This window comes from Sphingobium xenophagum, from assembly GCF_031457465.1.
GTDB lineage: Bacteria > Pseudomonadota > Alphaproteobacteria > Sphingomonadales > Sphingomonadaceae > Sphingobium > Sphingobium xenophagum_A.
Genome location: NZ_JAVDWV010000001.1, coordinates 50,116 through 72,851 on the forward strand (window position 1 = coordinate 50,116; position 22,736 = coordinate 72,851).

General features: G+C 64.4%; 22 protein-coding genes and 1 tRNA gene. 10 read left to right on the forward strand and 13 right to left on the reverse strand.

Annotation, left to right across the window (positions count from 1 at the left end):
* Positions 1 to 172 precede the first annotated feature (172 nt).
* Entirely contained in the window at positions 173 to 1,954 is a 1,782-nt protein-coding gene (locus J2W40_RS00235) for an SLC13 family permease (RefSeq protein ID WP_310220973.1), read from the forward strand.
* Between the two features lie 78 nt (positions 1,955 to 2,032).
* Positions 2,033 to 2,821: a PhzF family phenazine biosynthesis protein gene (locus tag J2W40_RS00240; protein ID WP_310220974.1), complete on the forward strand. Its 789-nt coding sequence runs from the start codon at positions 2,033 to 2,035 to the stop codon at positions 2,819 to 2,821.
* On the opposite strand, the gene J2W40_RS00245 is transcribed toward J2W40_RS00240, so the two are convergent.
* The gene (locus J2W40_RS00245; RefSeq protein WP_310220976.1) at positions 2,818 to 3,942 is read right to left on the reverse strand and encodes a serine hydrolase domain-containing protein; all 1,125 of its coding nucleotides are present in this window, start codon (positions 3,940 to 3,942) and stop codon (positions 2,818 to 2,820) included. The two genes, J2W40_RS00240 and J2W40_RS00245, sit on opposite strands and share 4 nt — an antisense overlap.
* A gap of 38 nt (positions 3,943 to 3,980) precedes the next feature.
* On the opposite strand from J2W40_RS00245, the gene J2W40_RS00250 reads away from it, so the two are divergent.
* The 4 genes from J2W40_RS00250 (at position 3,981) to J2W40_RS00265 (ending at position 8,041) form a co-directional block, all read left to right on the forward strand.
* Positions 3,981 to 4,301, forward strand: a complete 321-nt coding sequence (locus J2W40_RS00250) for a hypothetical protein (RefSeq protein ID WP_310220978.1) — start codon at positions 3,981 to 3,983, stop codon at positions 4,299 to 4,301.
* A gap of 48 nt (positions 4,302 to 4,349) precedes the next feature.
* Positions 4,350 to 6,122: a DNA helicase RecQ gene (recQ, locus tag J2W40_RS00255; RefSeq protein ID WP_310220980.1), complete on the forward strand. Its 1,773-nt coding sequence runs from the start codon at positions 4,350 to 4,352 to the stop codon at positions 6,120 to 6,122.
* 327 nt (positions 6,123 to 6,449) lie between these two features.
* Positions 6,450 to 6,881, forward strand: a complete 432-nt coding sequence (locus tag J2W40_RS00260) for a protein tyrosine phosphatase family protein (protein WP_310220983.1) — start codon at positions 6,450 to 6,452, stop codon at positions 6,879 to 6,881.
* 89 nt (positions 6,882 to 6,970) lie between these two features.
* Positions 6,971 to 8,041, forward strand: coding sequence for a hypothetical protein (locus tag J2W40_RS00265; protein ID WP_310220985.1), 1,071 nt, complete (start codon positions 6,971 to 6,973; stop codon positions 8,039 to 8,041).
* A gap of 48 nt (positions 8,042 to 8,089) precedes the next feature.
* Here the strand turns inward: J2W40_RS00265 and dmeF are convergent, their stop codons facing one another.
* Together dmeF and J2W40_RS00275 are read right to left on the reverse strand one after the other, a co-directional pair.
* Positions 8,090 to 9,070 carry a CDF family Co(II)/Ni(II) efflux transporter DmeF gene (gene dmeF, locus J2W40_RS00270; protein ID WP_310220987.1) on the reverse strand — a complete coding sequence of 327 codons (981 nt, stop codon included), beginning with the start codon at positions 9,068 to 9,070 and terminating at the stop codon, positions 8,090 to 8,092.
* Positions 9,067 to 9,339, reverse strand: coding sequence for a metal/formaldehyde-sensitive transcriptional repressor (locus J2W40_RS00275; RefSeq protein WP_310220989.1), 273 nt, complete (start codon positions 9,337 to 9,339; stop codon positions 9,067 to 9,069). The genes dmeF and J2W40_RS00275 overlap by 4 nt, the downstream gene beginning before the upstream one ends.
* Before the next feature lie 119 nt (positions 9,340 to 9,458).
* Between J2W40_RS00275 and crtY the strand changes: the two genes are divergently transcribed.
* From crtY to J2W40_RS00295, 4 genes are all read left to right on the forward strand, one after another.
* Positions 9,459 to 10,607 carry a lycopene beta-cyclase CrtY gene (gene crtY, locus J2W40_RS00280; protein ID WP_310220991.1) on the forward strand — a complete coding sequence of 383 codons (1,149 nt, stop codon included), beginning with the start codon at positions 9,459 to 9,461 and terminating at the stop codon, positions 10,605 to 10,607.
* Complete coding sequence (locus tag J2W40_RS00285; RefSeq protein ID WP_310220992.1) at positions 10,607 to 12,088, forward strand: phytoene desaturase; 1,482 nt, start codon at positions 10,607 to 10,609, stop codon at positions 12,086 to 12,088. Before crtY ends, J2W40_RS00285 begins: the two co-directional genes overlap by 1 nt.
* Positions 12,089 to 12,093: 5 nt before the next feature.
* Positions 12,094 to 12,675, forward strand: coding sequence for an LOG family protein (locus tag J2W40_RS00290; protein ID WP_310220994.1), 582 nt, complete (start codon positions 12,094 to 12,096; stop codon positions 12,673 to 12,675).
* A 63-nt stretch (positions 12,676 to 12,738) separates the two neighbouring features.
* Positions 12,739 to 13,695 (forward strand): phytoene/squalene synthase family protein, encoded by a 957-nt coding sequence (locus J2W40_RS00295; protein ID WP_310220995.1) that lies wholly within the window; start codon positions 12,739 to 12,741, stop codon positions 13,693 to 13,695.
* A gap of 227 nt (positions 13,696 to 13,922) precedes the next feature.
* On the opposite strand, the gene J2W40_RS00300 is transcribed toward J2W40_RS00295, so the two are convergent.
* From J2W40_RS00300 to J2W40_RS00345, 10 genes are all read right to left on the reverse strand, one after another.
* The gene (locus J2W40_RS00300; protein WP_310221457.1) at positions 13,923 to 15,260 is read right to left on the reverse strand and encodes an ammonium transporter; all 1,338 of its coding nucleotides are present in this window, start codon (positions 15,258 to 15,260) and stop codon (positions 13,923 to 13,925) included.
* 13 nt (positions 15,261 to 15,273) lie between these two features.
* The gene (locus tag J2W40_RS00305; RefSeq protein WP_037476545.1) at positions 15,274 to 15,612 is read right to left on the reverse strand and encodes a P-II family nitrogen regulator; all 339 of its coding nucleotides are present in this window, start codon (positions 15,610 to 15,612) and stop codon (positions 15,274 to 15,276) included.
* A 158-nt stretch (positions 15,613 to 15,770) separates the two neighbouring features.
* The gene (locus J2W40_RS00310; RefSeq protein ID WP_310220998.1) at positions 15,771 to 16,346 is read right to left on the reverse strand and encodes a DUF924 family protein; all 576 of its coding nucleotides are present in this window, start codon (positions 16,344 to 16,346) and stop codon (positions 15,771 to 15,773) included.
* A 56-nt stretch (positions 16,347 to 16,402) separates the two neighbouring features.
* Positions 16,403 to 17,845, reverse strand: coding sequence for a metalloprotease TldD (gene tldD / locus J2W40_RS00315; RefSeq protein ID WP_310221000.1), 1,443 nt, complete (start codon positions 17,843 to 17,845; stop codon positions 16,403 to 16,405).
* Positions 17,846 to 17,889: 44 nt separating this feature from the next.
* Complete coding sequence (locus tag J2W40_RS00320) at positions 17,890 to 18,117, reverse strand: zinc-finger domain-containing protein (RefSeq protein ID WP_310221002.1); 228 nt, start codon at positions 18,115 to 18,117, stop codon at positions 17,890 to 17,892.
* A 44-nt stretch (positions 18,118 to 18,161) separates the two neighbouring features.
* Entirely contained in the window at positions 18,162 to 18,347 is a 186-nt protein-coding gene (locus tag J2W40_RS00325) for a hypothetical protein (RefSeq protein WP_310221003.1), read from the reverse strand.
* Positions 18,348 to 18,465: 118 nt separating this feature from the next.
* A tRNA-Val gene (locus J2W40_RS00330) sits at positions 18,466 to 18,541 on the reverse strand.
* 69 nt (positions 18,542 to 18,610) lie between these two features.
* On the reverse strand, positions 18,611 to 19,603 hold the full coding sequence (locus tag J2W40_RS00335) for a MarR family transcriptional regulator (RefSeq protein ID WP_310221005.1): 993 nt from the start codon (positions 19,601 to 19,603) through the stop codon (positions 18,611 to 18,613).
* A 202-nt stretch (positions 19,604 to 19,805) separates the two neighbouring features.
* The gene (locus J2W40_RS00340) at positions 19,806 to 20,657 is read right to left on the reverse strand and encodes a D-amino-acid transaminase (RefSeq protein ID WP_310221006.1); all 852 of its coding nucleotides are present in this window, start codon (positions 20,655 to 20,657) and stop codon (positions 19,806 to 19,808) included.
* A gap of 28 nt (positions 20,658 to 20,685) precedes the next feature.
* The gene (locus J2W40_RS00345; RefSeq protein WP_310221008.1) at positions 20,686 to 22,704 is read right to left on the reverse strand and encodes a TonB-dependent receptor; all 2,019 of its coding nucleotides are present in this window, start codon (positions 22,702 to 22,704) and stop codon (positions 20,686 to 20,688) included.
* Positions 22,705 to 22,736 lie beyond the last annotated feature (32 nt).

A 22,736-nucleotide genomic window follows, 5' to 3' on the forward strand; every position in this document is an offset into this window, starting at 1 on the left:
CAAGCGGCAGAGCGTAAGCCTGGGGAGCGTCACCACGCATTGCGCGGATTGACGGTCAAAACGTCCCCTGACCGCCGCGACACGGGCCAGCCATGCAACCATGGCTGGCCCATTTCGTTTCAGCCCGGCAAGATCAGCGGCCAGCGCTAGTCTTGTTGGGGACAGGGGCATTATGCATTTCATCACCGCGCTGCTGGGCGTGTATCGGGCCGAAATCGGGCTGGTGGTTCTGGCCGCCATGTTCGTCGCCTTCGTGCGCGAACGCTATTCGCCCACGGTCATCGCCGTTGTCGGTGCCTGTACCTTCGCGCTGCTCGGCATGCTGGATGAGAAGGCGCTTTTTTCGGTCTTTTCCAACAGTGCGCCCCTGACCGTCGGAGCGATGTTCATCCTTTCTGGCGCGCTGATCCGCACGGGTGTCATCAGTCGTGTGGCCGATATCATCATGACGCGGGCCGAACGGCGTCCCCGGCTCGCCCTTGCCGAAGTGGCGATCGGCACGATCATCCTCTCGGCCTTCCTCAACAATACGCCGGTGGTCGTGCTGCTGATCCCGATCATGTTCAAGCTGGCGCAGGCAACGGGCTATCCGGTCAAGAAATTGTTGATCCCGATGAACACGGTTGCGGTGCTGGGCGGTTGCCTGACCTTGGTCGGCACATCGACCAATCTGATTGTGGCGGGCATTGCCGCGGATCAGGGCATGGCCCCCTTTGGCATTTTTGATATCACCCTCTATGGTTTGGCGGGAACGATTGCTGGTGTCATCGCCCTGATTTGCCTGTCTTTCCTGCTGCCCAGCGACGCGCCGAGCATCGCTGGAGAAAATGGCGGCAATGTGCAGGATTATTTGACCGAATTGGTGGTGCCCCAGGACAGCGACCTCATCGGTCGCGCCGTCGGCTCGCTCAGCATGTTCGGCCGGACCGTCAAGCTGTTGGGCATCAAGCGGGGTGGCGACATCCGTCGCCGCGACCTGGTGGAAGAAGAACTACATGCTGGCGATCGGCTGATCGTCCGGGCCGATGGTGCAGCGATCATGACGCTGCGCGAATCGGACCAGTTTGAACTCGGCATCGCCGCCGACTCGCGTACATCTGGCCAGGAAGGCCGCGTTGTCGAAGCCATGGTGTCGCCCAGCCACCCGTCCATCGGCGAGCGGCTGATGGATATTCCCTTTCTCCATGCGCTGCGGGTACGGATTATTGGCATTCACCGCGCTCGGCACTTGCCTGGACCAGACCTGCCCGAAACGCGCGTGCGCGGCGCGGATCGCCTGTTGATCGCTGGCAGCGACGATGCCATGCGATCGCTGCGCGATAATCCCCACCTGATCGGCGTCGATGTCAGTCGGGTCCGCGCTTTCCGGCGTAAAAAGGCGTGGATCGCCATGGTGGCAATGGCGGGTGTCGTCATCCTGTCCGCCCTCAATGTCGTGGGCATTGGCCTTGCCGCAGTCATTGCGGTTGGCCTCATCCTCATCACACGCTGCATTGATCCCGAAGAAGCCTGGGGCGCGGTGGATGGCGATGTGCTGGTGCTCATCTTCGCCATGCTCGCGGTCGGGCTGGCGCTCGAACAGGCGGGCAGCGTCGCGCTGATGGTCGGCTGGATCACGCCGCTGCTGCAGAGCGCGCCGGCCTGGTCGCTGGTTTTCCTCATCTATTTCTTCGCGCTGATCCTGTCCGAACTGCTCAGCAATAATGCGGTGGCGGCGTTGTTGACGCCCATCACCATCGCGATCGCGCAGCAGTTGGGCGTCGATCCCCGCCCCCTCATCATCGCGCTGATGATCGGCGCATCAGCCTGTTTCGCGACACCCATCGGCTATCAAACCAATGCGCTGGTCTATGCGGCCGGCGACTATCGCTTTGCCGATTTCGTTCGGATCGGCGTGCCGATCAACATCGTCGTGGGCATCGCCGTGTGCAGCGCGCTGGTACTGTTGGGCTAAGCGCCAATCCCATACGGTTGGCCCTGTTCGCGGGCCTGCCAATCCGCCAGAGCGGTCGCGAATGACGAGGAATATACCATGACCAGCCTGCCCTTCACCCAGGTCGATGCTTTTGCCGATGCGCCATTCACCGGCAATCCGGCGGCGGTGATGCCGCTCGATGCCTGGCTCGACGACGCCACGCTGCAGTCTATTGCGGCAGAGAATAATCTGTCGGAGACGGCCTTCACGCTGGCGACACCGGACGACCCGGAGGCGGATCATGCGCTGCGCTGGTTCACGCCCTCCGTCGAAGTGAAATTGTGTGGCCATGCCACGCTCGCTAGCGGCCATGTGCTGATGGGGCAGGGGGATGTGGTGCGTTTTCGCACGCGCCATGCGGGCATATTGAGCGTATCGCGCGCGGGCGATGGCTATGCACTGTCGCTTCCGGCTTGGGATATGACACCCCGTGCGCTGCCGGAACTGGCGGCGGGGCTGGGGGGGGCGCCGGTCGAGTCGCATTGGCGGGACGGGGGCTATAGTCTGTTCCTCTTCTCCGATGCCGCTGCCGTGCGCGCGCTCGCGCCGGACTTCGCGGCCTTGAAGGCGCACGGCGACGTCATGCTGATCGCCACCGCGCCGGGTGAGGTTAGCGATATCGTCAGTCGCGTCTTCGTACCGGGCGGCGGCGTGGACGAAGACCCCGTCACGGGGTCCGCCCATTGCCTGCTCACCCCCTTCTGGGCCAAGCGCCTTGGCAAGACGACGCTCAGCGCGTTTCAGGCATCGGCGCGGGGCGGTCGGCTTGGCTGTACCTTGGATGGCGACCGGGTGATCCTGACCGGCCAGTGCCGCACGGTGATCGAGGGCCGCTTCCACCTCTAGCCCGGAAACAGCCCGATCACGCGTGCCAGCGCTGCCTTCACCGCGACCCGTTGTTCCTTTTGCGGTGACATGCCGATCCGCACCACGGTCAGGCGCTGGCTGGGTGACACCAATATATATTGGCCATTATGCCCCACACAGCCGAACAGGCTGGCGGGGGCGAGGCCCGGCATCAGCGCGCTTTCGCTGCCTTCGCGGTTGAGCCAGAGATGCGCGCCATAGGCCGGGTTGCGTTTCGATGGCGTGCGCATGAAATCGACCCATTTTTCCGGCAGTATCTGGTGCCCGCTGGGGCCGCGCCCCTGCCGCCGCAGCAATTCGCCAAAGCGGCCATAGTCGCGCGTGGTCATGTGCATCATGCTGCCGCCGATCATCGTGCCGGCCGCATCATATTCGGGCGTCAGGCTGGGCAGCTTGCCCGGTGCCTTCAATCGGCCGTCGATGAACATCGCCATCGCCCGCCGCCGCACGTCGGGATCGCTGCTGTTGGTCAGCATCCGCGTCATCAGGTCGGACAGGATGATGCTGCTGCCGGTCGAATAAGCGAAATGCGCGCCCGGAGCCTGACCCAGCGGCTTGGCCTCGGCATAGGCGCGCATGTCCTGGGCGCCGTCGGTGAACAGCATCCGCACCGTGTCGCCGCTCTGGATCGGTTCGCCATCCTCGACATGATCGAGGCCGCTCGTCATCTGCAGCAATTGGCGCAGCGTGATCTTGCCGCGCGGGTCGCCCGGCTGGCTCCACGCCGCCACCGGCACCGGCGCGTCGATCGCCAGCCGTCCGTCCGCCACCATCAGGCCCACCAATACCGCCGTCACGCTCTTGGCGATCGACCAGGACAGGAGTTTCGTGTCCGGCCCGAAACCGGGTGCATAGCGTTCCGCGACGATTTCGCCGTCGCGCATCACCAGCAGCGCGCGGGTGTCGCCCATCGCCGCATCCTCGAACAAGGGGTCGATCGCGGCGCGCAGCGCCGCCTCGCCCACCGCAGCGTCGCTCGCCACGCGGTAGAGCGGTTGCGGGTCGGCCGCGCGCACGCTCCACAGCCCGCCCGCGCCGACAAGGGCCACCAGGGCGGCGCCAAGGCCAAGCCGCTTTACGCTGTTCCATTCGATCTTCATAAGCCGCGCCCTTAGCCATCCCCAACCGAGTCGGGAATATGCCGGGCCGCCGGACGATCATTTATCTTACCCTTGTGCTTATCCTGTCGCTGCTGGCCGTGCTTGGCTGGCATTGGAGCGGTGTGCGCGGTCAGGCGGAATTGGGCACCGCTTATGGCGCGCGCCTCGCCTGTTCGTGCCGCTATGTCGAAGGGCGCGCGATGGGCAGTTGCGAGGATGATAAGGAACCGGGCATGGCGCTCGTCACCCTGACCGACCGGCCCGAAGACAAGGCCGTGGAAGCCCGCGTGCCCTTGATCGCCGCGCGCACCGCCCGTTATCGGCCCGGCTGGGGCTGCCTGCTCGATCCCGTCCGTTAAGCGGCGGCAAGGCTGGCCCCCCGCGCTTTCCCCCGCTAAGGCCGCGTCATGCGGCCCGACATTCCCACGCTCCTCCACGATATTTTTGGCTTCACCCGCTTTCGCGGCGTGCAGGAACAGGTGGTCGCACGCGTCATGGCGGGTCAGCCGACCCTGGCCATCATGCCGACCGGCGCGGGTAAGTCGCTCTGCTACCAATTGCCCTCGGTCGCGCTCGATGGCTGCTGCGTCGTCGTCTCGCCACTGATCGCGCTGATGCATGATCAGTTGCGCGCCGCCACCGCCGTCGGCATTCGCGCCGCCAGCCTGACCAGCGTCGATGCCGACTGGCGCGAGACGCAGGACCGGTTGCGCAATGGCGATCTCGACCTGCTCTATGTGGCGCCTGAACGCGCCAGCCAAGAGGGGTTTCGTCATCTGCTGCGATCGGCCAGGGTCGCGCTGTTCGCGATCGACGAAGCCCATTGCGTGTCCGAATGGGGCCATGATTTCCGCCCCGACTATCGCCTGCTGCGCCCGCTGCTCGACGAATTTCCCGATGTCCCCCGGCTGGCGCTGACCGCCACGGCCGACGCGCATACGCGCAAGGACATATTGGTCCAGCTCGGCATACCCGACGACGGCCTCATCATATCGGGCTTCGACCGGCCCAATATCCGCTATGCGGTCCATCCGCGTGATGGCCTCACGCGGCAACTGGCCGATCTGGTCGCTGCCAATCCCGGCCCCGGCATCGTCTATGCCCAGACCCGCGCCGCGACCGAGAAGCTCGCTGAAACGCTGGGGCGGGGTGGCCGCGCCGTGCGCGCCTATCATGCCGGGCTCGACCCCAAGGTCCGCGCCGCCAATCAGTCCGCCTTCATCGCCAGCGAGGATATGGTGATGGTCGCCACCGTCGCGTTCGGCATGGGGATCGACAAGCCCGACGTGCGCTTCGTTGCGCATGCGGGCCTGCCCAAGTCGATCGAGGGCTATTATCAGGAATCGGGTCGCGCGGGCCGCGACGGCGAACCGGCGGTCGCGCATCTTTTCTGGGGGGCGGAGGATTTCGCCCGCGCCCGCCAGCGGATCATGGAATTGGAGCAGAGCCGCCAGCAGGGCGAGCGCACGCGGATCGCGGCGCTTGGCGCGCTGGTCGAAACCGCGACCTGCCGCCGCGCCATATTGCTGCGCCATTTCGGCGAAGATCCGCCTGCCATGTGCGGCAATTGCGACAATTGCCTCTCGCCGCCCGCCAGCATCGACGCGACCGAGACGGCGCGCAAATATCTGTCCGCCGTCTATCGCACCGGCCAGAGTTTCGGGTCCGGCCATATCGAGGCGGTGCTGACCGGCGCGCCCAATGACAAGGTGCGCGAGCGCGGCCATGACAAGATTTCGGTGCATGGCATCGTGTCGGGGGACGAGATCGTGCTGCTGCGTCCCGTGTCGCGCGCGCTGCTGGTGCGCGATGCGCTGGAGACCACCGAGCATGGCGGGCTGATGCTTGGCCCCAATGCGCGGCCCATCCTGCGCGGGGAGGAAGAAGTCCGCATCCTGATGCCCCCCAAGCGCGAGCGACGGTCCCGCAATGCCCGCAACGGGGCCGATGCGAACCCGGTCGGCGATCCGCTGTTCGACGCGCTGCGCGCCTGCCGCCGCGAACTGGCGCAGGAGGCGGGCGTGCCGCCCTATGTCATCTTCCATGATTCGACGCTGCGTGAAATGGCCGAGCAGCGGCCGTCCTCGATCCGCGATCTGGGCACGATCAGCGGCGTGGGGCAGAAGAAGCTGGATGCTTGGGGCGACGCCTTTCTGGCGGCGATTCGGCCGTTTCTATAGCGCCAAGGGTCACAGGTCCGCGTCGCATCCAAGTTCATGATGTCGTGGGCGCATTTTTCGGCCGATTGCGACGGAAAAGTATCGGTAAAGTGCGTCCAAAGTAGCTTGGACGCGACACTGGCGCGACAGTGGGGCGCCTGTGACGCGACAGGCACGCGACGGTTGATCCGGGATGCAGGGCAGGGCGGGGCGTGAGCGCGTTCCATCCGACAGTGTAGATCATCGGAAATCCTACATTGGAAGGGCTTTGCGCAACGACGGGAGCAAGAGGCCGCTCTTGAATCCTGATCCTGACCGGCGCATGGCCTGTGCCAAAGGAGAAGCCCCATGTTCCGCAAATTGACCGACCGCATCCTTGTTTCGCCGCAGATCACGCTGGATCAGGTGGCCGACGCCAAGGCGCAGGGCGTGACGATCATCGTCAACAACCGCCCCGATGACGAGGAACCGGGACAGGTCAACGGCGCGGCGATCGAAGCCGCGGCCAAGGCGGCGGGCATCGCCTATGTCGCGGTACCGGTGGCGCATGGCGGTTTTTCGCCGTGGCAGTTGGACGGCATGGCAAGCGCGCTGGAACAGACCGAGGCAGGCGGCAAGATGCTCGCTTATTGCCGGTCGGGCACGCGCAGCACCTTGCTCTGGGCACTGACCCGCGCGCGCGCGGGTGACGATGGCGACGTGCTGGCCGCGCAGGCGGCGGCGGCCGGCTATGACATCGCGCCGGTGCGGCAGATCATGGACGCGGTGAAGGGGCAGTGACGATCGGTTGCTGACATATTTTGGCTTAACGCTATTACGACCGACCGTATAAGGTCCGAGCTTAATACCGCTTCTTTGAGGATGCTGAAATGCTGACGGAAATAGATCTGGATGCGGCAACGGCAAGAGGTATAATAAGCGAGGATCAAGCAATAAGGCTTCGCAATTTTGAAGCGGAGCGTGCGCAACAATCGCTTGCGATGGCTGAGAAATTTCACATTTTTGGTGGACTCGCCGACATTATGGCAGCCGCTGGTCTTGCCATGATACTTTTCGCAAGCAGCGAATTTCTTAGCATTAGGAAGCTGTCGATCCTTTTTATAATTTTTCCGCCAGTACTGCTCTTGCTTTATAATCGGATAAGCCCGAAGCATCGACCTTGTCTTGCATTCGTTTATTCTGGCGCAGCGATTTTATTTACTTGCGCTACGGTACCAATAGCAGTGACGGATTTTTATGGTACGGAACCAAATGCGGTCCTTGGTATCGTGACGGGTTTAATTCCTGCATCATTGTGCGCGCTAATTTTTTGGAAATCATGCCGGTTTCCACCTATTCCAGCTTATATAGCTACACTTTTCGTCATGAGTGTAATGGGCCTATTTCAGGATTTTTCAGACACCTATATTGCCGATAATATCGCTATGCTTATAGCAGCCGTAGTAGTTCTTGTTCTGGCGATGTGGTTTGATTTGACTGATGTTCGTCGCGAAACGGAGCGTTCGCAAACGGCTTTCTGGCTTCATTGTGTTGCAGGTTTCTTCTTAACCAAGGCAGCTTTCGGATTAATTACTGGTGATATATTCTATGAAGATTCGACAGCGAGATTAAATGTTGAGCATATAATTCCGTTTGTTATGATAATATCAATCAGCTTGATGATTTCTCTAACATTGGATCGTCGTTCACTGATATTTGGGTCGCTCGTTCCGTCACTCGAGATCCTGACCAATATTGGACATCAAAGCTATGCTTTATTTGTAGTTGGCTTTTTTCTATTGTTATTTTCTGTATTTTGGAATCGGTGGAGGCGATTGCTGCTTCGGCTGATGCCGGTTGCTTTTGTCGCACAATTGCCGCGGACGCAGGTCGTTAATTCGGGTCAACGCCCAACAAGACGGCATGCGGAACTGCTATGGATTAAAAACCGTGGGCTTTAGATTTCAAATACAGCTCATTTTTTTCCAAATATTTTAAATGGCTGAGACCTACCCGCACTCGACCGTTACATGCGCCATGCGGGGGAGCGCGTGTAGTCGCGCGCGGACGGCTGCGCCGTTCGCGCCGGGGGCGAGGCTGAGGATGACGGCGTGGGCGTGGGGGCCGATGCGCCAGACGTGAAGGTCGCGGATGGTGGCGCCTTCGGCTTCCGCCAGTGCGCGGACCTTGGCCGTCAGCGCGGGTTCGGCGGTGTCGAGCAGGATGGCGGCGGTGTCCTTCATCAGGCCCCAGGCCCAGCGCGCGATGACGATCGACCCCAATATGCCGACCGCCGGGTCGAGCCACCACCAGCCGAGATAGCGCCCGGCGAGCAGCGCCGCGATCGCCAGCACCGATGTCAGCGCGTCGGTCAGCACATGGACATAGGCGGCGCGCAGGTTGTTGTCGGCGTGGCCATGCTGATGGTCGTCGCCATGTCCGTGATCATGATCATGGCTATGGTCATGCCCCAGCAAAAACGCGCTGATGATGTTGATGATGAGGCCGACGATCGCCACCAGCGTCGCTTCACCGAAGGCGCCCTGCACCGGCTCCAGGAAGCGCATCCCCGATTCGATCGCGATGAACAGCGCCATGACGCCCAGCAGCAGCGCCGACGCGAAGCCCGACAGGTCGCCGACCTTGCCGGTGCCGAAGGTAAAGCGCGGATTGCGCGCATGCCGCCGCGCATAGCCATAGGCCGCCGCCGCCACGGCGAGCGCGCCGGCATGGGTCGCCATGTGAAAACCATCGGCGAGCAGCGCCATCGAACCGGTCATCCAGCCCGCGACGATCTCCACCACCATGGTCGCGGCGGTCAGCCATACAACCCACAGCGTCCGCCGGGCATTTTTATCATGCCCGTCCGACAGGTAGATATGGTCGAAATAATGGCTTTCCTGGCTACCCATGCTGGCAGGCGATGGTGCGTGGCCGTGATGGGCGTGGCCGTGCCCGGTGCCGTGAGAGTGATCGTTGTGCATCGTCATTTCCCGTATCGGCGGATCAGCGCCAGCATCTCTTCGGCGGCCGCCGCGCGCGCTTCGTCGGACAGGCCGGGGCAGGCGACATGCTCGCGCATATGCTGCTCGATCAGTTCCTCCATCAGGCTGCCGACCGCGCCGCGCACCGAGGCGACCAGTTGCAATGTTTCCGAACAGCCTGCGTCGCCCGTCAATTGCCGTTCGACGGCAGCGACCTGCCCCGCGATCCGGCGCACCCGCGCCAGCAATTTGTCTCGATCCGCCACGATATGCATAGGGTAGCCCCCTATACTATAGGCGCGGTCGCGACAAGGCCCATCACCTGCCCCAAAAACCATAGCTTGCTCCCACTTCGGCCATGGCTTTGCCACGCCCCCTCGCCTAACAGGGGGACATGACGAACCGGTTGGACTGCGATCTGGCGATCCTTGGCGGCGGCCTGTCCGGCAGCCTAATCGCGCTTGCCTTCGCGGCAAAGCGGCCCGATGTCCGTATCCGTTTGATTGAAAGCGGCAAAGCGATCGGCGGCAACCATATCTGGTCCTTTTTCGATGGCGACGTGACCGCGCAGGATCGCTGGCTCATTGATCCGCTCGTCACCCATCGCTGGGCACAGGGGCATGAGGTCCGCTTTCCAGGGCATCAACGCCGCCTGGACACGCCCTATAACAGCATCGCCTCGCCCCGGCTCGACGCCCACGTCCGCGCGACGCTGGGCGATGTGACGATGACGGGCACGAGCGTCGCCGCCGTCACGCCGACCAGCGTCCGCCTGACCGACGAGCGGGAGATCGACGCAGGTGCGGTGATCGATGCGCGCGGGGCGGCGGACCTGTCGCCGCTGCGCTGTGGCTGGCAGAAGTTCGTCGGCCATGCGCTGCTGCTGGATGCGCCGCACGGCATCGACCGGCCGGTGATCATGGATGCGACGGTCGATCAGATGGACGGCTATCGCTTCGTCTATCTGCTGCCCTGGGACGATCATACGGTCTTCATCGAGGATACTTATTATAGCGACACGCCCGACCTGGACGTGCGCGCTATCGACGCGCGCATTGCTGCCTATGCCAGTGACAAGGGCTGGACCGGCAGGGTGATCCACCGCGAACAGGGCGTGTTGCCCGTGGTCCATGGTGGCGATTTCGATCTTTATTGGCCCAAGGATGATCCCGTCGCGCGTGCGGGCGTGCGGGCTGGGCTGTTCCAGCCGATGACCGGCTATTCGCTGCCCGACGCGGTACGTTTTGCGACCTGGCTCGTCGATCAGCCTCTCGATCAACTGGCGACTGTCACGCGCGCCCATGCGGCGGCGCATTGGCGCAGCGGCGGCTATTACCGGCTGCTCGGCAAGATGCTGTTCGGTGCGGCAGTCCCCGACCAGCGCTGGCGTATCTTCGCGCGCTTCTATGGCCTGCGCGCCCCCCTCATCCAGCGTTTCTACGCCGGACGTTCCACCATCACCGATCGCGTCCGCATCTTGTGCGGACGTCCCCCCGTGCCCATAAGGGATGCCATGCGAACATTGCTGAATCCGCCCGCCTGATGACCAGGAAAGCGATAATCATCGGCGCGGGCTTTGGCGGCCTGGCGCTGGCCATCCGCCTGCAATCCGCAGGTATCGACACCACGCTGGTCGAGGCGCGCGATCGCCCCGGCGGCCGGGCCTATATGTGGCAGAAGGACGGCTTCACCTTCGACGCCGGGCCGACGGTCATCACCGACCCCGATTGCCTGAACGAGCTGTGGCGCCTGTCGGGGCATGACATGGCGCAGGACGTCACGTTGATGCCGGTCAGCCCCTTCTATCGGCTCAACTGGCGCGACGGCACCAATTTCGATTACAGCAATGACGAAGTGTCGCTGCGTGCCGAGATCGCCAAGCTCGATCCCGGCGATGTCGCGGGCTATGAGCGCTTTCTCGATTATGCCGCGGGCGTGTTCGAAGAGGGCTATCGCAAGCTCGGATCGGTCGCCTTCCTCGACTTCGCCTCGATGATCAAGGCGGCCCCGGCGCTGGCCCGCTATCAGGCGTGGCGGTCGGTCTATTCGGTCGTGTCTTCCTATGTGAAGAATGAGAAGCTGCGCGAGGCGCTGTCCTTCCACACTTTGCTGGTCGGCGGCAATCCGATGAAGACCAGCGCCATCTATGCGCTGATCCACAAGCTGGAAAAGGATGGCGGCGTGTGGTTCGCCAAGGGCGGCACCAACAAGCTGGTCGAGGGCATGGCGACTCATTTCGAGCGGCTGGGCGGCACGTTGCGGCTGGGTGACAAGGTCACGCGCATCGAAACCTATGGCGACAAGGTCACGGCGGTCCACACCGCGTCGGGCTGGCGCGGGGAGGCCGATGCGGTCGCCAGCAATGCCGACCTGATGCACAGCTATCGCGATCTGCTGGGCCATCATCCCCGTGGGCAGAAGCAGGGCGGGAAGCTCGCCAACAAGCGCTGGTCGCCCAGCCTGTTCGTGCTGCATTTCGGTATCAAGGGCAGTTGGCCCGGCATCCCGCATCATATGATCCTGTTCGGGCCGCGCTATGAAGGGCTGCTGACCGATATTTACGATCATGGCGTGTTGCCGGAGGATTTTTCGCTCTATCTGCACCACCCGACCGTCACTGATCCGTCGATGGCGCCCGAAGGCCATTCGACCTTCTACGCGCTCGCCCCGGTGCCGCATATGGGCAAGTTGCCGATCGACTGGGACCAGTTTGCGCCAGCCTATGCCGAGCGCATCTTGGACGAGATCCAGCATCGGTTGATCCCGGACATCCGCTCGCGCATCGTCACGCAATTCCATTATGCGCCAACCGATTTCGGCCGCGACCTCAACGCGCATCTGGGCAGCGCCTTCAGCCTGGAGCCGTTGCTGACGCAGAGCGCCTGGTTCCGCGCGCATAATCGCGACGATGTCATTCCCAATCTCTATCTGGTAGGGGCCGGCACCCATCCCGGCGCGGGCATCCCCGGCGTGGTGGGCAGCGCCAAGGCAACCGCCGCGCTTATGCTGGAAGATCTGGGTTAGAGACGATGAAGAAACTGGCGGTCTATTGCGGTTCGGCGACGCCGGCCGACCTGACCTATATCGACGCGGCGCGCATGGTGGGCCGCACGCTAGCGGAGCGGGGCATCGGCGTCGTCTATGGCGGCGGGCGGCTGGGCCTGATGGGCGCGGTCGCCGATGCGGCGCTGGCGGCGGGCGGCGAGGTGATCGGCGTGATCCCCGAAGCCCTGGTCGGCGCGGAAGTCGCCCATCGCGGCTGTACGGAATTGCACGTCGTCCAGACGATGCATCAGCGCAAGCAGCTCTTCACCGACCTGTCGGACGGCTTCATCACGCTGCCCGGTGGTGTCGGCACGATGGACGAGTTGTGGGAGGCGATCAGCTGGGCGCAGCTTGGCTATCATCAAAAGCCGGTCGGGTTGCTGAATGTCGCGGGCTTCTATGACCAGTTGATCGGCTTCAACCGGCAGATGGTGGCGGCGGGCTTCATCCGGCCGCAACATGCCGGGATATTGATCCATGCCGAGGGGATTGACGAACTGCTGGATGCGTTGGCCGCCTATCAGCGGCACGAGACCATTTTCGCGATGAAGGCGGATCGGCTCTGATCCTGTAGCGCAGGCATAGGGATAGGGGATGACTTGGGCAGGCGGGCAGGGCATGGCGATTCCATGACCGACCTGCCCATATTCGACCGCCCCGCGCTCGTCGCCCATGCCAGACAGAGCATTGCGCGCGGTTCCAAATCCTTCGCCATGGCATCGACCCTGTTCGATCCGCAGACCCGCGAGCGCGCTTGGCTGCTCTATGCCTGGTGCCGCAAATGTGACGATATCGCCGATGGGCAGGACCATGGCGGGACATTGCAGGGCGTCGTGGACGGGCAGGCGCGGCTGTCGACCATCAGGGTGATGACCGATCAGGCGCTGCGCGGCGAACCGACCGGCGATCCGGCCTTTGACGGCTTTGGCGTGGTGATGCGCGAATGCGCCATTCCCGCCCGCTATGCCCATGATCTGATCGAGGGGTTTGCGCTCGACGCGCGCGAATGGCGGCCGCGCAGCCAGGACGATATGCTGCGCTATTGCTATCATGTCGCGGGCGCGGTCGGCTGCATGATGGCGGTGTTGATGGGGGTTGACCCCGATGACCAGGCGACGCTCGACCGGGCCTGCGACCTGGGGCTAGCGTTCCAGCTCGCCAATATCGCCCGCGACATCAGCGAGGATGAGGCCGCCGACCGCTGCTACCTGCCGCAGGAGTGGCTGGCCGAAATGGACATGCCGCCGGGCGAACATATGAAACCCTGGGTCCGGCCGCGCCTTGCCATATTGGCGCGGCGGATGGCGGACATGGCGGCGGCCTATGAGGAGAGCGCGCGCCATGGCACCGGCGCGCTGCCGCCACGGGCGGCCTGGGCGGTGCTGGCGGCGGCGGGCATTTATGGCGACATCGCCCGCGAAGTCGCGCGTCGGGGCGAGCAAGCCTGGGACGCGCGGGTGATCACGACCAAGGCGGCGAAATTGGGCTGGGTCGCGCGGGCGGGGATGCAGGTCATCGGTCGCGCCAGGCGCTGGCCTGCTGACACGCCCCGGCCCGCGCATTTATGGACGCGCCCGGCCGTTTGATCGCCATGCGCATCGCTGTTCCCCAGCGGAGGTCGGGGTCGAGTCCCACGGTCTGAACTGGGCCCCGGCCTTCGCCGGGGAACGGCTCCTATTGCCGCTAGCCATGCCCTTCACCGCGAATACAAAAAAAGGGCCGATGCTTTCGCACCGGCCCCAGGGCTGTTCGCAGGAGGAACAAGGTGGGGCGGGCGGGCCATGTCCCGGTCGGGCGGCCCGCCCTGCCAAACTTACATATTGTAGGCGCGCTCGCCGTGCTCGCCGAGGTCGAGACCCTGCTGCTCGACTTCTTCGCTGACCCGCAGGCCAGTGACGGCCTTGGCAATGAAGATGGCGATGGCAGTGCCGACCGTGGCCCACACAATGGAGACCAGCACAGCGATGATCTGCGTCATCACCTGGGCACCCATGGCGGTCGAACCGTCGCCGGGGCCACCCAGGAAGGGCTGGTAGACGATGCCGGTGCCGATGGCGCCGACGATGCCGCCTACGCCGTGGATGCCGAAGGCGTCCAGGCTGTCGTCATAGCCGAGCTTCGGCTTGATGACCGACACAAAGTAGAAGCAGATGATCGAAGCGAGGGCACCCAGCACGATGGCACCGAAGGGGCCGGAATTGCCCGCAGCCGGGGTGACGGCGACCAGACCGGCGATCACGCCAGAGCAGAAGCCGAGAGCCGACGCCTTGTGGCCATTCGCCTTTTCAGCGAGCATCCAGAACAGCGCACCCGACGCGGTCGCGACGAAGGTGTTGATCATGGCGAGCGCCGCCGTGCCGTCAGCTTCCAGTTCGGACCCGGCGTTGAAGCCGAACCAGCCAACCCAGAGCATGCCGGTGCCGATCATGGTCATCGTCATGCTGTGCGGTGCCATCGGCTCCTTGGGGTATCCGATACGCTTGCCCAGGATGAGGCAGGCGACCAGCGCGGACACGCCAGCGTTGATGTGAACCACGGTACCGCCGGCAAAGTCCAGTGCGCCCATTTCGAACAGCAGACCGCCGCCCGCCCAAACCATGTGCGCGATTGGGAAGTAGACGATCGTCAGCCAGATGGCGGTGAACAGCATCACTGCCGAAAATTTCATGCGCTCGACCACAGAACCCAGAACCAGCGCAGCGGTGATGGCGGCAAAGGTCATCTGGAAGCTGACGAACACATATTCCGAAATCACCTCGTCGGAGAAGGTGGCCGCCGTGCTGTCGGTCGTGACCCCAGCCAGGAACCATTTGCCCCATGAAATGAAGGCATTGCCTTCAGGGCCAAAGGCCAGGCCATAGCCGTACATGACCCAGATGAGCATGGCGAGGCAGGCGGCCGCGCCGATCTGCGTCATCGTCGCTAGCATATTTTTCGACCGGGTCAGGCCGCCGTAGAACAGCGCTAGGCCCGGCAGGATCATCAACAGAACCAGGACGGTCGACGTCATCATCCAGGCATTATTGCCCGGATTGGGCACGGCGGCGGCGGGTGCCGCTTCGGGGGCTTCCTGCGCCCAGGCGGGCAGGGCGGCGAAGAGCGACAGCCCCGCTGCCCCCGCCATCCCGCAAAGTTTCTTGGAAAAGGTCATCATTCCCCCCTTCTTACAGCGCGGTTTCGCCGGTCTCGCCGGTGCGGATGCGCACGGCCTGACCGACATCGAGGACGAAAATTTTGCCATCGCCGATGGCACCCGAATTGGCCGCCGCCTGCGTCGCTTCCACGACGCGCGGTGCCAGGTCGTCGTCGCAAACGACCTCGACCTTGATCTTGGGAACCATGTTGGTGGAATATTCCGCGCCGCGATAAATTTCGGTCTGCCCCTTTTGGCGACCAAAGCCCTTCACTTCGCTGACCGTCATGCCTGCGATGCCGAGCGAGGATAGTGCCTCGCGAACATCGTCGAGCTTGAACGGCTTAATGATAGCCATGACAAGTTTCATGTCGCCCCCTGTTACTGGTGTGCGGGGACATACTCAGCAAGAGGCGTGCCAAATTGCTAATGGTGCGTTAATACGGGCTTAGCCTGCGGCGCGACGAAAAGCAGCGCCGAAAAAATGAGCAGCGGCGCGCGCCTGCTCAAAAAAAAGGCAGCATCAGCCTACCATTGGCTGCCTTCCGCGATAGCTGCCTCTTCATCGGGCAGCGTCGTGCGGCCTAGGGCGGCGTTGCGGTGCGGGAAACGGCCGAAACGGGCGATGATCGCGTGGTGATCACGCGCAAAGCCGAGCCAATGATCATTGGCCGCCCCTTCGAACAGGGTCAGTGCCATCTCCTGATCCTCCAGCGCCTCGCTATGCATGAAGGGCATGTAGAAGAAGAGCCGCCCGGTGCCGCCGATCTGAATGTCATAGCCATGGGCGATCGCCCCGCGCGCAACGTCGCTGGCCAGCGGATCGCTAGCAAAGGCCTTCGCGGTATCGCGGAACATGTTGCGGGGCAGTTGATCGAACAACAGGATCGCGGCCAAGGCCTCATCGGCGCGGTCGAGGAAGGCTTCGGGCGGCAATGCCTGTTTTTCCTGCCACAGATCGCCGAAACGATCGATGCAGCGCTGGTCCAATGCGGGGTCTTTCTCCCACCATCCGGCCTCGCCGACCTCGTTGAACCAGAAGTCGAGCAGGGCTGCGGCCCAGTCGGCGGTCACGGCATCATGGCTGTCGGTGAGCATGTTCATACCGACCTATACAGACGAGCGGCCGATCCGGTTCCACCATAGGCCGTTTCTGGCGATCAGGTCGCCGTGCCGCCCACCGTCAGCCCCTGCATCAGCAGCGTCGGCTGGCCGACGCCTGCGGGCACGCTCTGCCCGCCCTTGCCACACATGCCAATGCCTTCGTCCAGCGCCCAGTCGTTGCCGATGCCGACCACCTTGGTCAGTGCCGTCGGGCCATCGCCGATCAACGTCGCGCCCTTGATCGGGTCGCCCAGCTTGCCATTCTCGACCTTATAAGCCTCGGTGCAGGAGAAGACGAACTTGCCCGACACGATATCGACCTGGCCGCCGCCGAAGCTCTTGGCGAAGATGCCGGTCTTCATGCGCGACAGCAGTTCTTCGGGGTCGTCATTGCCGCCCTTGATGAAGGTGTTGGTCATGCGCGGCATGGGGCCATGAGCGTAACTTTCGCGGCGGCCATTGCCCGTGGGTTCGACCCCCATCAGCCGGGCGTTGAGCCGGTCCTGCATATAGCCGCGCAAGATGCCATCCTCGATCAGGATATTTTCGCGCGTCGGGGTGCCTTCGTCGTCGATCGACAGCGACCCGCGGCGGTCGGCGATCGCGCCATCATCGACCACGGTGACGCCGAGCGCAGCGACGCGCTCGCCGATGCGGCCGGAAAAGGCGCTGGTGCCCTTGCGGTTGAAATCGCCCTCCAGGCCGTGGCCGATGGCTTCATGCACCAGCACGCCGGGCCAGCCGGGACCAAGCAGCACGGTCATCTCGCCCGCTGGCGCGGCGACCGATCGCATGTTGACGCGCGCCTGCGCCAGCGCCTCGTCGATCGCGCGGTTCCACACGGCCGGGTCCATGACCTGATCGTAGAGATAGCGTCCGCCAATGCCGAAGCTGCCGGTTTCGCGGCGGCCATTTTCTTCCAGGATGACCGAGACGTTGAGGCGCACGAGCGGGCGGATGTCGGTGGCGGTAAAGCCGTCGGCGCGGACGATTTCGACCACGGACCAGCTGCCCGCCAGATTGACCGATACCTGCGCGACGCGCGGATCGCGGGCGCGGGCGGCGGCGTCGATCGCGGCGCACAGCGTCACCTTCTCGGCGAAGGGGACGATCTCCAGCGGATTGGCGTCGGTATAGAGATGGCGGTTGGTGCGCTGCGGCGGCGGGGCAGGCGGCGTGGCGGCGGGATCGAGCAGGGTCAGCGTCTGCGCGGCTTTGCGGATTGCCGCTTCGCTGATGTCGTTGGCATGGGCAAAGCCGGTCATTTCCCCCGACACGCCGCGCAAGCCGAAACCCGCATCGGTCGAATAATCGGCGGTTTTCAGCCGCCCGTCATCGAAGCCGAAACTCTCGCTCGCGCGATATTGCAGATAGAGTTCGCCATCGTCGCAGCTTTTGAGCGCGTCGGCGGTCAGGCGGCGAGCGCCGTCGGGGTCGAGCAGGCCCGGACGATAGAGGAGGCCACGGGCGTCGGTAAAGTGCGCGGAAATATCGGTCATGCCGTCCGATATAGGGACGGCATCCCCCAAGCCCAACGGAAAAGTTAGAGGCTGGCCCCGGATGCGATGTCGGGCTTGTCGCCAATGTCCGCCGTGTCGGCCACGCTGCCGATCAGCACGAAGCGCCGGTCGCAATAGCCGCAATCGACATAGCCATGTTCGTCAATCTCCAGAAAGACGCGCGGATGGCCGAGCGCGGCGGGAATGTCGCCCGACCCGTCACAGGAAACGCGGGTTTTGGAGACTCGGAGGATTTCTGGCGGCTGGATCATGACTGCGCGAATTAGCAGCGCCGACGCTGCGCCGCAATATGCCGCTACATCAAAGGTAGGGGTGGTGATTTGCATGGGGTCGAGGCGTCGCCCTTCCGGGCCTTCGCGGCCGGTTGCCAGTCGGTGCAATCCTTGGCCGCGATCACCGCGAGCGGCGACAGCATCAGCAGGGCAGGCGCGAGGGTGCTGCCGAGGAAGATGGGGTTGGGCATGAGGACAAGATGCTGCATCCAGGCTTGCTGCACGATGAACGTTACGCAGGCGGTTGGATTGGTGGTGGCCTCGCAGCATAGCTGCCCGGGAGTTTTGTCGGAAACTGTCCCCCGGACGGTTTCTGTTCGGCAAAACTGGTGGGCGATGACGGGCTCGAACCGCCGACATTCTCGGTGTAAACGAGACGCTCTACCAACTGAGCTAATCGCCCCCTTTGCGGAGAACCGCCTATCTAGGCGAAAAAGCGGTGCCGTCAAGCCGGGCCGTCGCAACAGTCGCGTCAACTCGCCAGCAGGCGGCGGCTGGCCCCGAACCAGCGGATCATCGCGTCGGCGGCATCCTGCGCCAGGGCGATGAAGATGCGGCGGCCATCCTGCGGGTCGGCCTGTCGCTCCACCAGGCCTTTGGCGGTCAGGGTGCGAATCCAGCGTAGCGCTGTGGTCGGCGGCACGGCGGCGGCGATGCACAGGCTGGAGACGGAGACGCGCTCCTGCTCCAGCCGGGCGGCGAGCAGGTCGAGCAGCATGTCCCAGGCGGGATCGGCGAACAGGTCGCCGGGCAGGAAGTCGGCACGGATACGGCGCGCGCGCAGCAGGTCGCGTACCTGCGTCGCGCTGAGCGTCGGCGTCTGGGCATAGGCTTGGGGCGCGGCGGCCCCGATCGGCGCGAGCGCGGGCATGCCGATATAGTCGCTTGGCTGGTCGGCGATGCGCGGGCCGGGGTCGAAGGAGGGGGCGGCAAAATGCGACCGCTGCGTCAGCGCATCGAGCGTGCGGGCGAGGCGGCTGACCTCCGCGCTTAACTGTTCGAGCCGACTGCTGTCGCCATCCCGGTCATGGACCTGACCGGGAGCGGGGCGTTCTTCGCCTGCGGTCACCAAGGCCGCAGCCAGGTCGCTATGGTCGGGGTCGCACAATAATTGGGTGTGCGATCCTTGGGCGGCCGCAAAGGCGAGGTCGATCGTCTCCCATCCCGCGACCAGGATGACGGCCATGCCCTGCCGGATCGCCTGTGCCTCCACTTGCGCCAAGAGGGATTCCAGCGCGGGGGTCGATGCGGGGCAGAAGAGCAGCAGCACGTCGCATTGCAACTGGCCATCCAGCCGGGCCGAGGCATCGGCGAGCGGCGCGACGCCCAGCAGTCGCAGCCCGGCGGCATCGGCCACCGGCGTCAGGTCCGCCGTATCGATTCGGTCGGCGATGACGAGTAGGCCCGCCCGATGATCGCGCCGCAAATGATCCGCCCTGCCCATGCTGTAGGAAAAATCTTCCATTATTGCCCCGCCCCGTTCTAGCTTCGTTCCTGGGAATAAAGCAAGAACGGATCAAAGCAGCCGCATCTATCGCCATAGTGACGATAATCTGGTGCAATGGGGTGGGATGCCGGCTCTGTACGGGTGTTTTTCCACCATCTTCGCGCCGATCTGGCGGGAGGAGAGGGGGAGTCGCCCGATCCCTCCATTATGGAGTCATTTGTCAGATGGCGGTGGCACGCGCGAAGGCGATGTAGAGCGCCCGCAGCCGCATGGCGACCGGGCCGGGGGTGCCGTCGCCAATCGTCTGTCCGTCGATCCGCACCACTGACTGGCACAGCGTCGAGGCGCTGGCGATGAAGGCTTCCCGCGCGGCGAGCGCTTCCGCCACCGTGAAAGCCCGATGCACCACCGTGATGCCGCTTTCCTCCGCCAAGGCGGTCAGCGCCGCGCCGGTGCAGCCCGCGAGCACCGCCTGGCTATAGGGGCGGGTGACGATGCCCTCTTCGGTGACGATGAAGGCAGTCGAGGATGCGCCTTCGGTCACGAAGCCGTCTTCGACCATCCACGCCTCCTGCGCGCCCGCGTCGCGCGCGGCCTGTTTGGCCATGACCTGGGCCAGCAGCCCGACGCTCTTGATGTCGCGCCGCGCCCAGCGCAGGTCGGTCATGGTGGCGACGCTGATGCCGGTGCGAGCGGCGGGCACGTCCAGCACCGGCTTGTCCGCGACGAACAGGAAGAGTGTCGGTTCGATATCGGGCGCGGCGAGGAAATCGCGACCTGCCTCCGCCCCGCGCGTCAGTTGGAGATAGACCAGCCCCTCGGTCACGCCGTTGCGCGCGACCAGTTCCCGCTGCACCGCCTCAATCTGCGCCAGCGACACGGGCAGGCGAATGCCAAGCGCGCTTGCCGAGCGTTCCAATCGCGCGAGATGGCTGGCGCTGTCGACCAGCCGCCCGTCGATCACCGCCGCGACCTCATAGACGCCATCGGCGAACAGGAAACCGCGATCGAGCGGCGAAATGCGCGCTTCGTCCAGTGGCAGGAAGGTGCCGTTCAGATAGGCGATCGACATAAGACCCGTCCTTCGCTCTGATCCGTTTCTAGCTGCCGAAGCTGACGCCGATCCATAAAGTGCGCGGCGTGCCCAGATCCATTGATCCGCCCGCATTGCGCGTCACGACCGTCTCGTCCAGCAGATTTTCGCCCCGCGCCACCAGCGTCACGTCGCCCGCCAGCGGCAGCCGGGCGATGGCATCGACCGTGATCGCACGCGGCAGGACGTCGCTTTGCAGATCATCCTCATATTGTTTCGCGACATAGCGCAGCGTGGTCGACAGCGTTGGTCCCTGCGACGGGCTGTAGGCGATGGTGGCGCTGGCGGCATGGCGCGGGCTTTGCGCTGGGGTGAGGCCGTCAAACGCTTCGCCCGGCGCATGCACGCGGCTGCGGCTATAGGCGTAGGAGGCCGACAGGCGCAGGGCACCCAGCGTCGCGTCCGCCGTCAGTTCCACGCCCTTGGCGACGATCCGGTCGATATTGCGGCGCTGGCGCGTGGTGGCGGTCAGCGTCACATTGGCGACCGCATCGTCCAGCCGGTTGATGAAGCCGGTCGCCGACAGGCTGATGCCCGGCAGCGGGGTCAGATCAATGCCGATTTCCGCGCCTTTCAGCTTTTCCGGCGTCAGCGCATCATTGGCCTGCGTCGTGATCGGAAAGACCACGAAGGGGCGATAGAGTTCGTTGAGCGTCGGCAGGCGGAAGCCGCTATAGGCCGCGCCGCGCAGCGCGATCGCGTCGTTCGCCCGGTAGAGCGCGCCCGCCCGGCCCGACACTTCCCAGTCCGACCGGTCGGCATAGTCGCTCGACGTGCCGACGCCGCTGGTCGCGCTGACCTGTCGATAGAAACCGTCGCTGATCGACCAGCGATCGGCGCGGAGCCCGCCGGTCAGCACCAGCCGCCCGTCCGGCCCGCCTGGCGTCCAGTCATCCTCCACGAAAACGCCGCGCGTCCATTGCTGGCCCCCGGCATGGCGGCGGAAAGTCGCGGGATTGTTGGCGCTATTCGCATTATAGGCGTCCTCGAACATGTCGCCGCTGGCAAAGCGGCTGTCCACGCCCACGCGCAGCACATGTGCTTCCCCCACCGGCGGGCGCAGCTCGATCTTGCCGCCGATCCCGGTCGAGGGCGTGTTGCGCTGGTCCAGCGTCCGGCGGAAGGTAGAGGAGGAAATGACGATGTTCGAGAAATTGCGCACCTGCACATAGGCGAGCGCATCGACCTGCCACCGGCCGCGATCAATATAGCGAATGCTGGCGTCCTGCCCCTGACTGCTATTGTCCGCCCCGGCGAAGCGCAGCGTGCGCTTATCCTCGAACAGGGTCGCGCGAAATTGCACCTCCGACGTGGCGGAGATCGGCGCGACCGCGCGCAAATTGGTCGACCAGCCATCATAGGCAGCGGGCACGGTCGCGGCGACGCGCTGGTCGCTGGGCGTGGTCTGGAACCCGTCGCCCCGGTCCCACCGTCCCGACAGCGAAACATAGCCATTGCCAAGGTCGGGCGTGATACTGGCCGACACTTCGGTCGAATCGCGGCTGCCATAGAAGGCGCTGGCGGCAAAGCCCGGCAACTGGTCGCGCGTCGCGCTCGCCAGTTCGATCGTCCCCGCCACCGCGCCCGCGCCAAACGCGCCGATCCCGCCGCCGCGCGTCACCCGCACCACTGACAGCCGGTCGGGCACCAAGGCGCTGAAGGGGATATAGCCGAAAAACGGGTCCGCCATCGGCACCCCGTCAAGCAGCACCAGCGTCCGGCTCGACGCATTGCCGCCCAGCGCGCGCAGCGTCGCTCCCTGCGCGGACGGATTGGCCGATCGGCTGTCGGACCGGCGGAATTGCTGGAAGCCCGCGACATCGCCCAGCACGCTTTCGATCCGGCCCGACGCGCTGTCCTGCAGGCGCTGGCGGTCGATCACCACCGATCCATAAGCGGGCGTGCCGGGCGGCAGGTCCAGCCCCGCCCCGGTCACGACGATGGTGGCCGGGTCACCCGCCGCCGGTTGCGCCAGCGCGATCGTCGGCAGGAAGAACAGGATGGCGGGGAGGGGAAGAGATTTCATGCCCCCGCTCTTCCCATTTCGGGCGCCTTTTG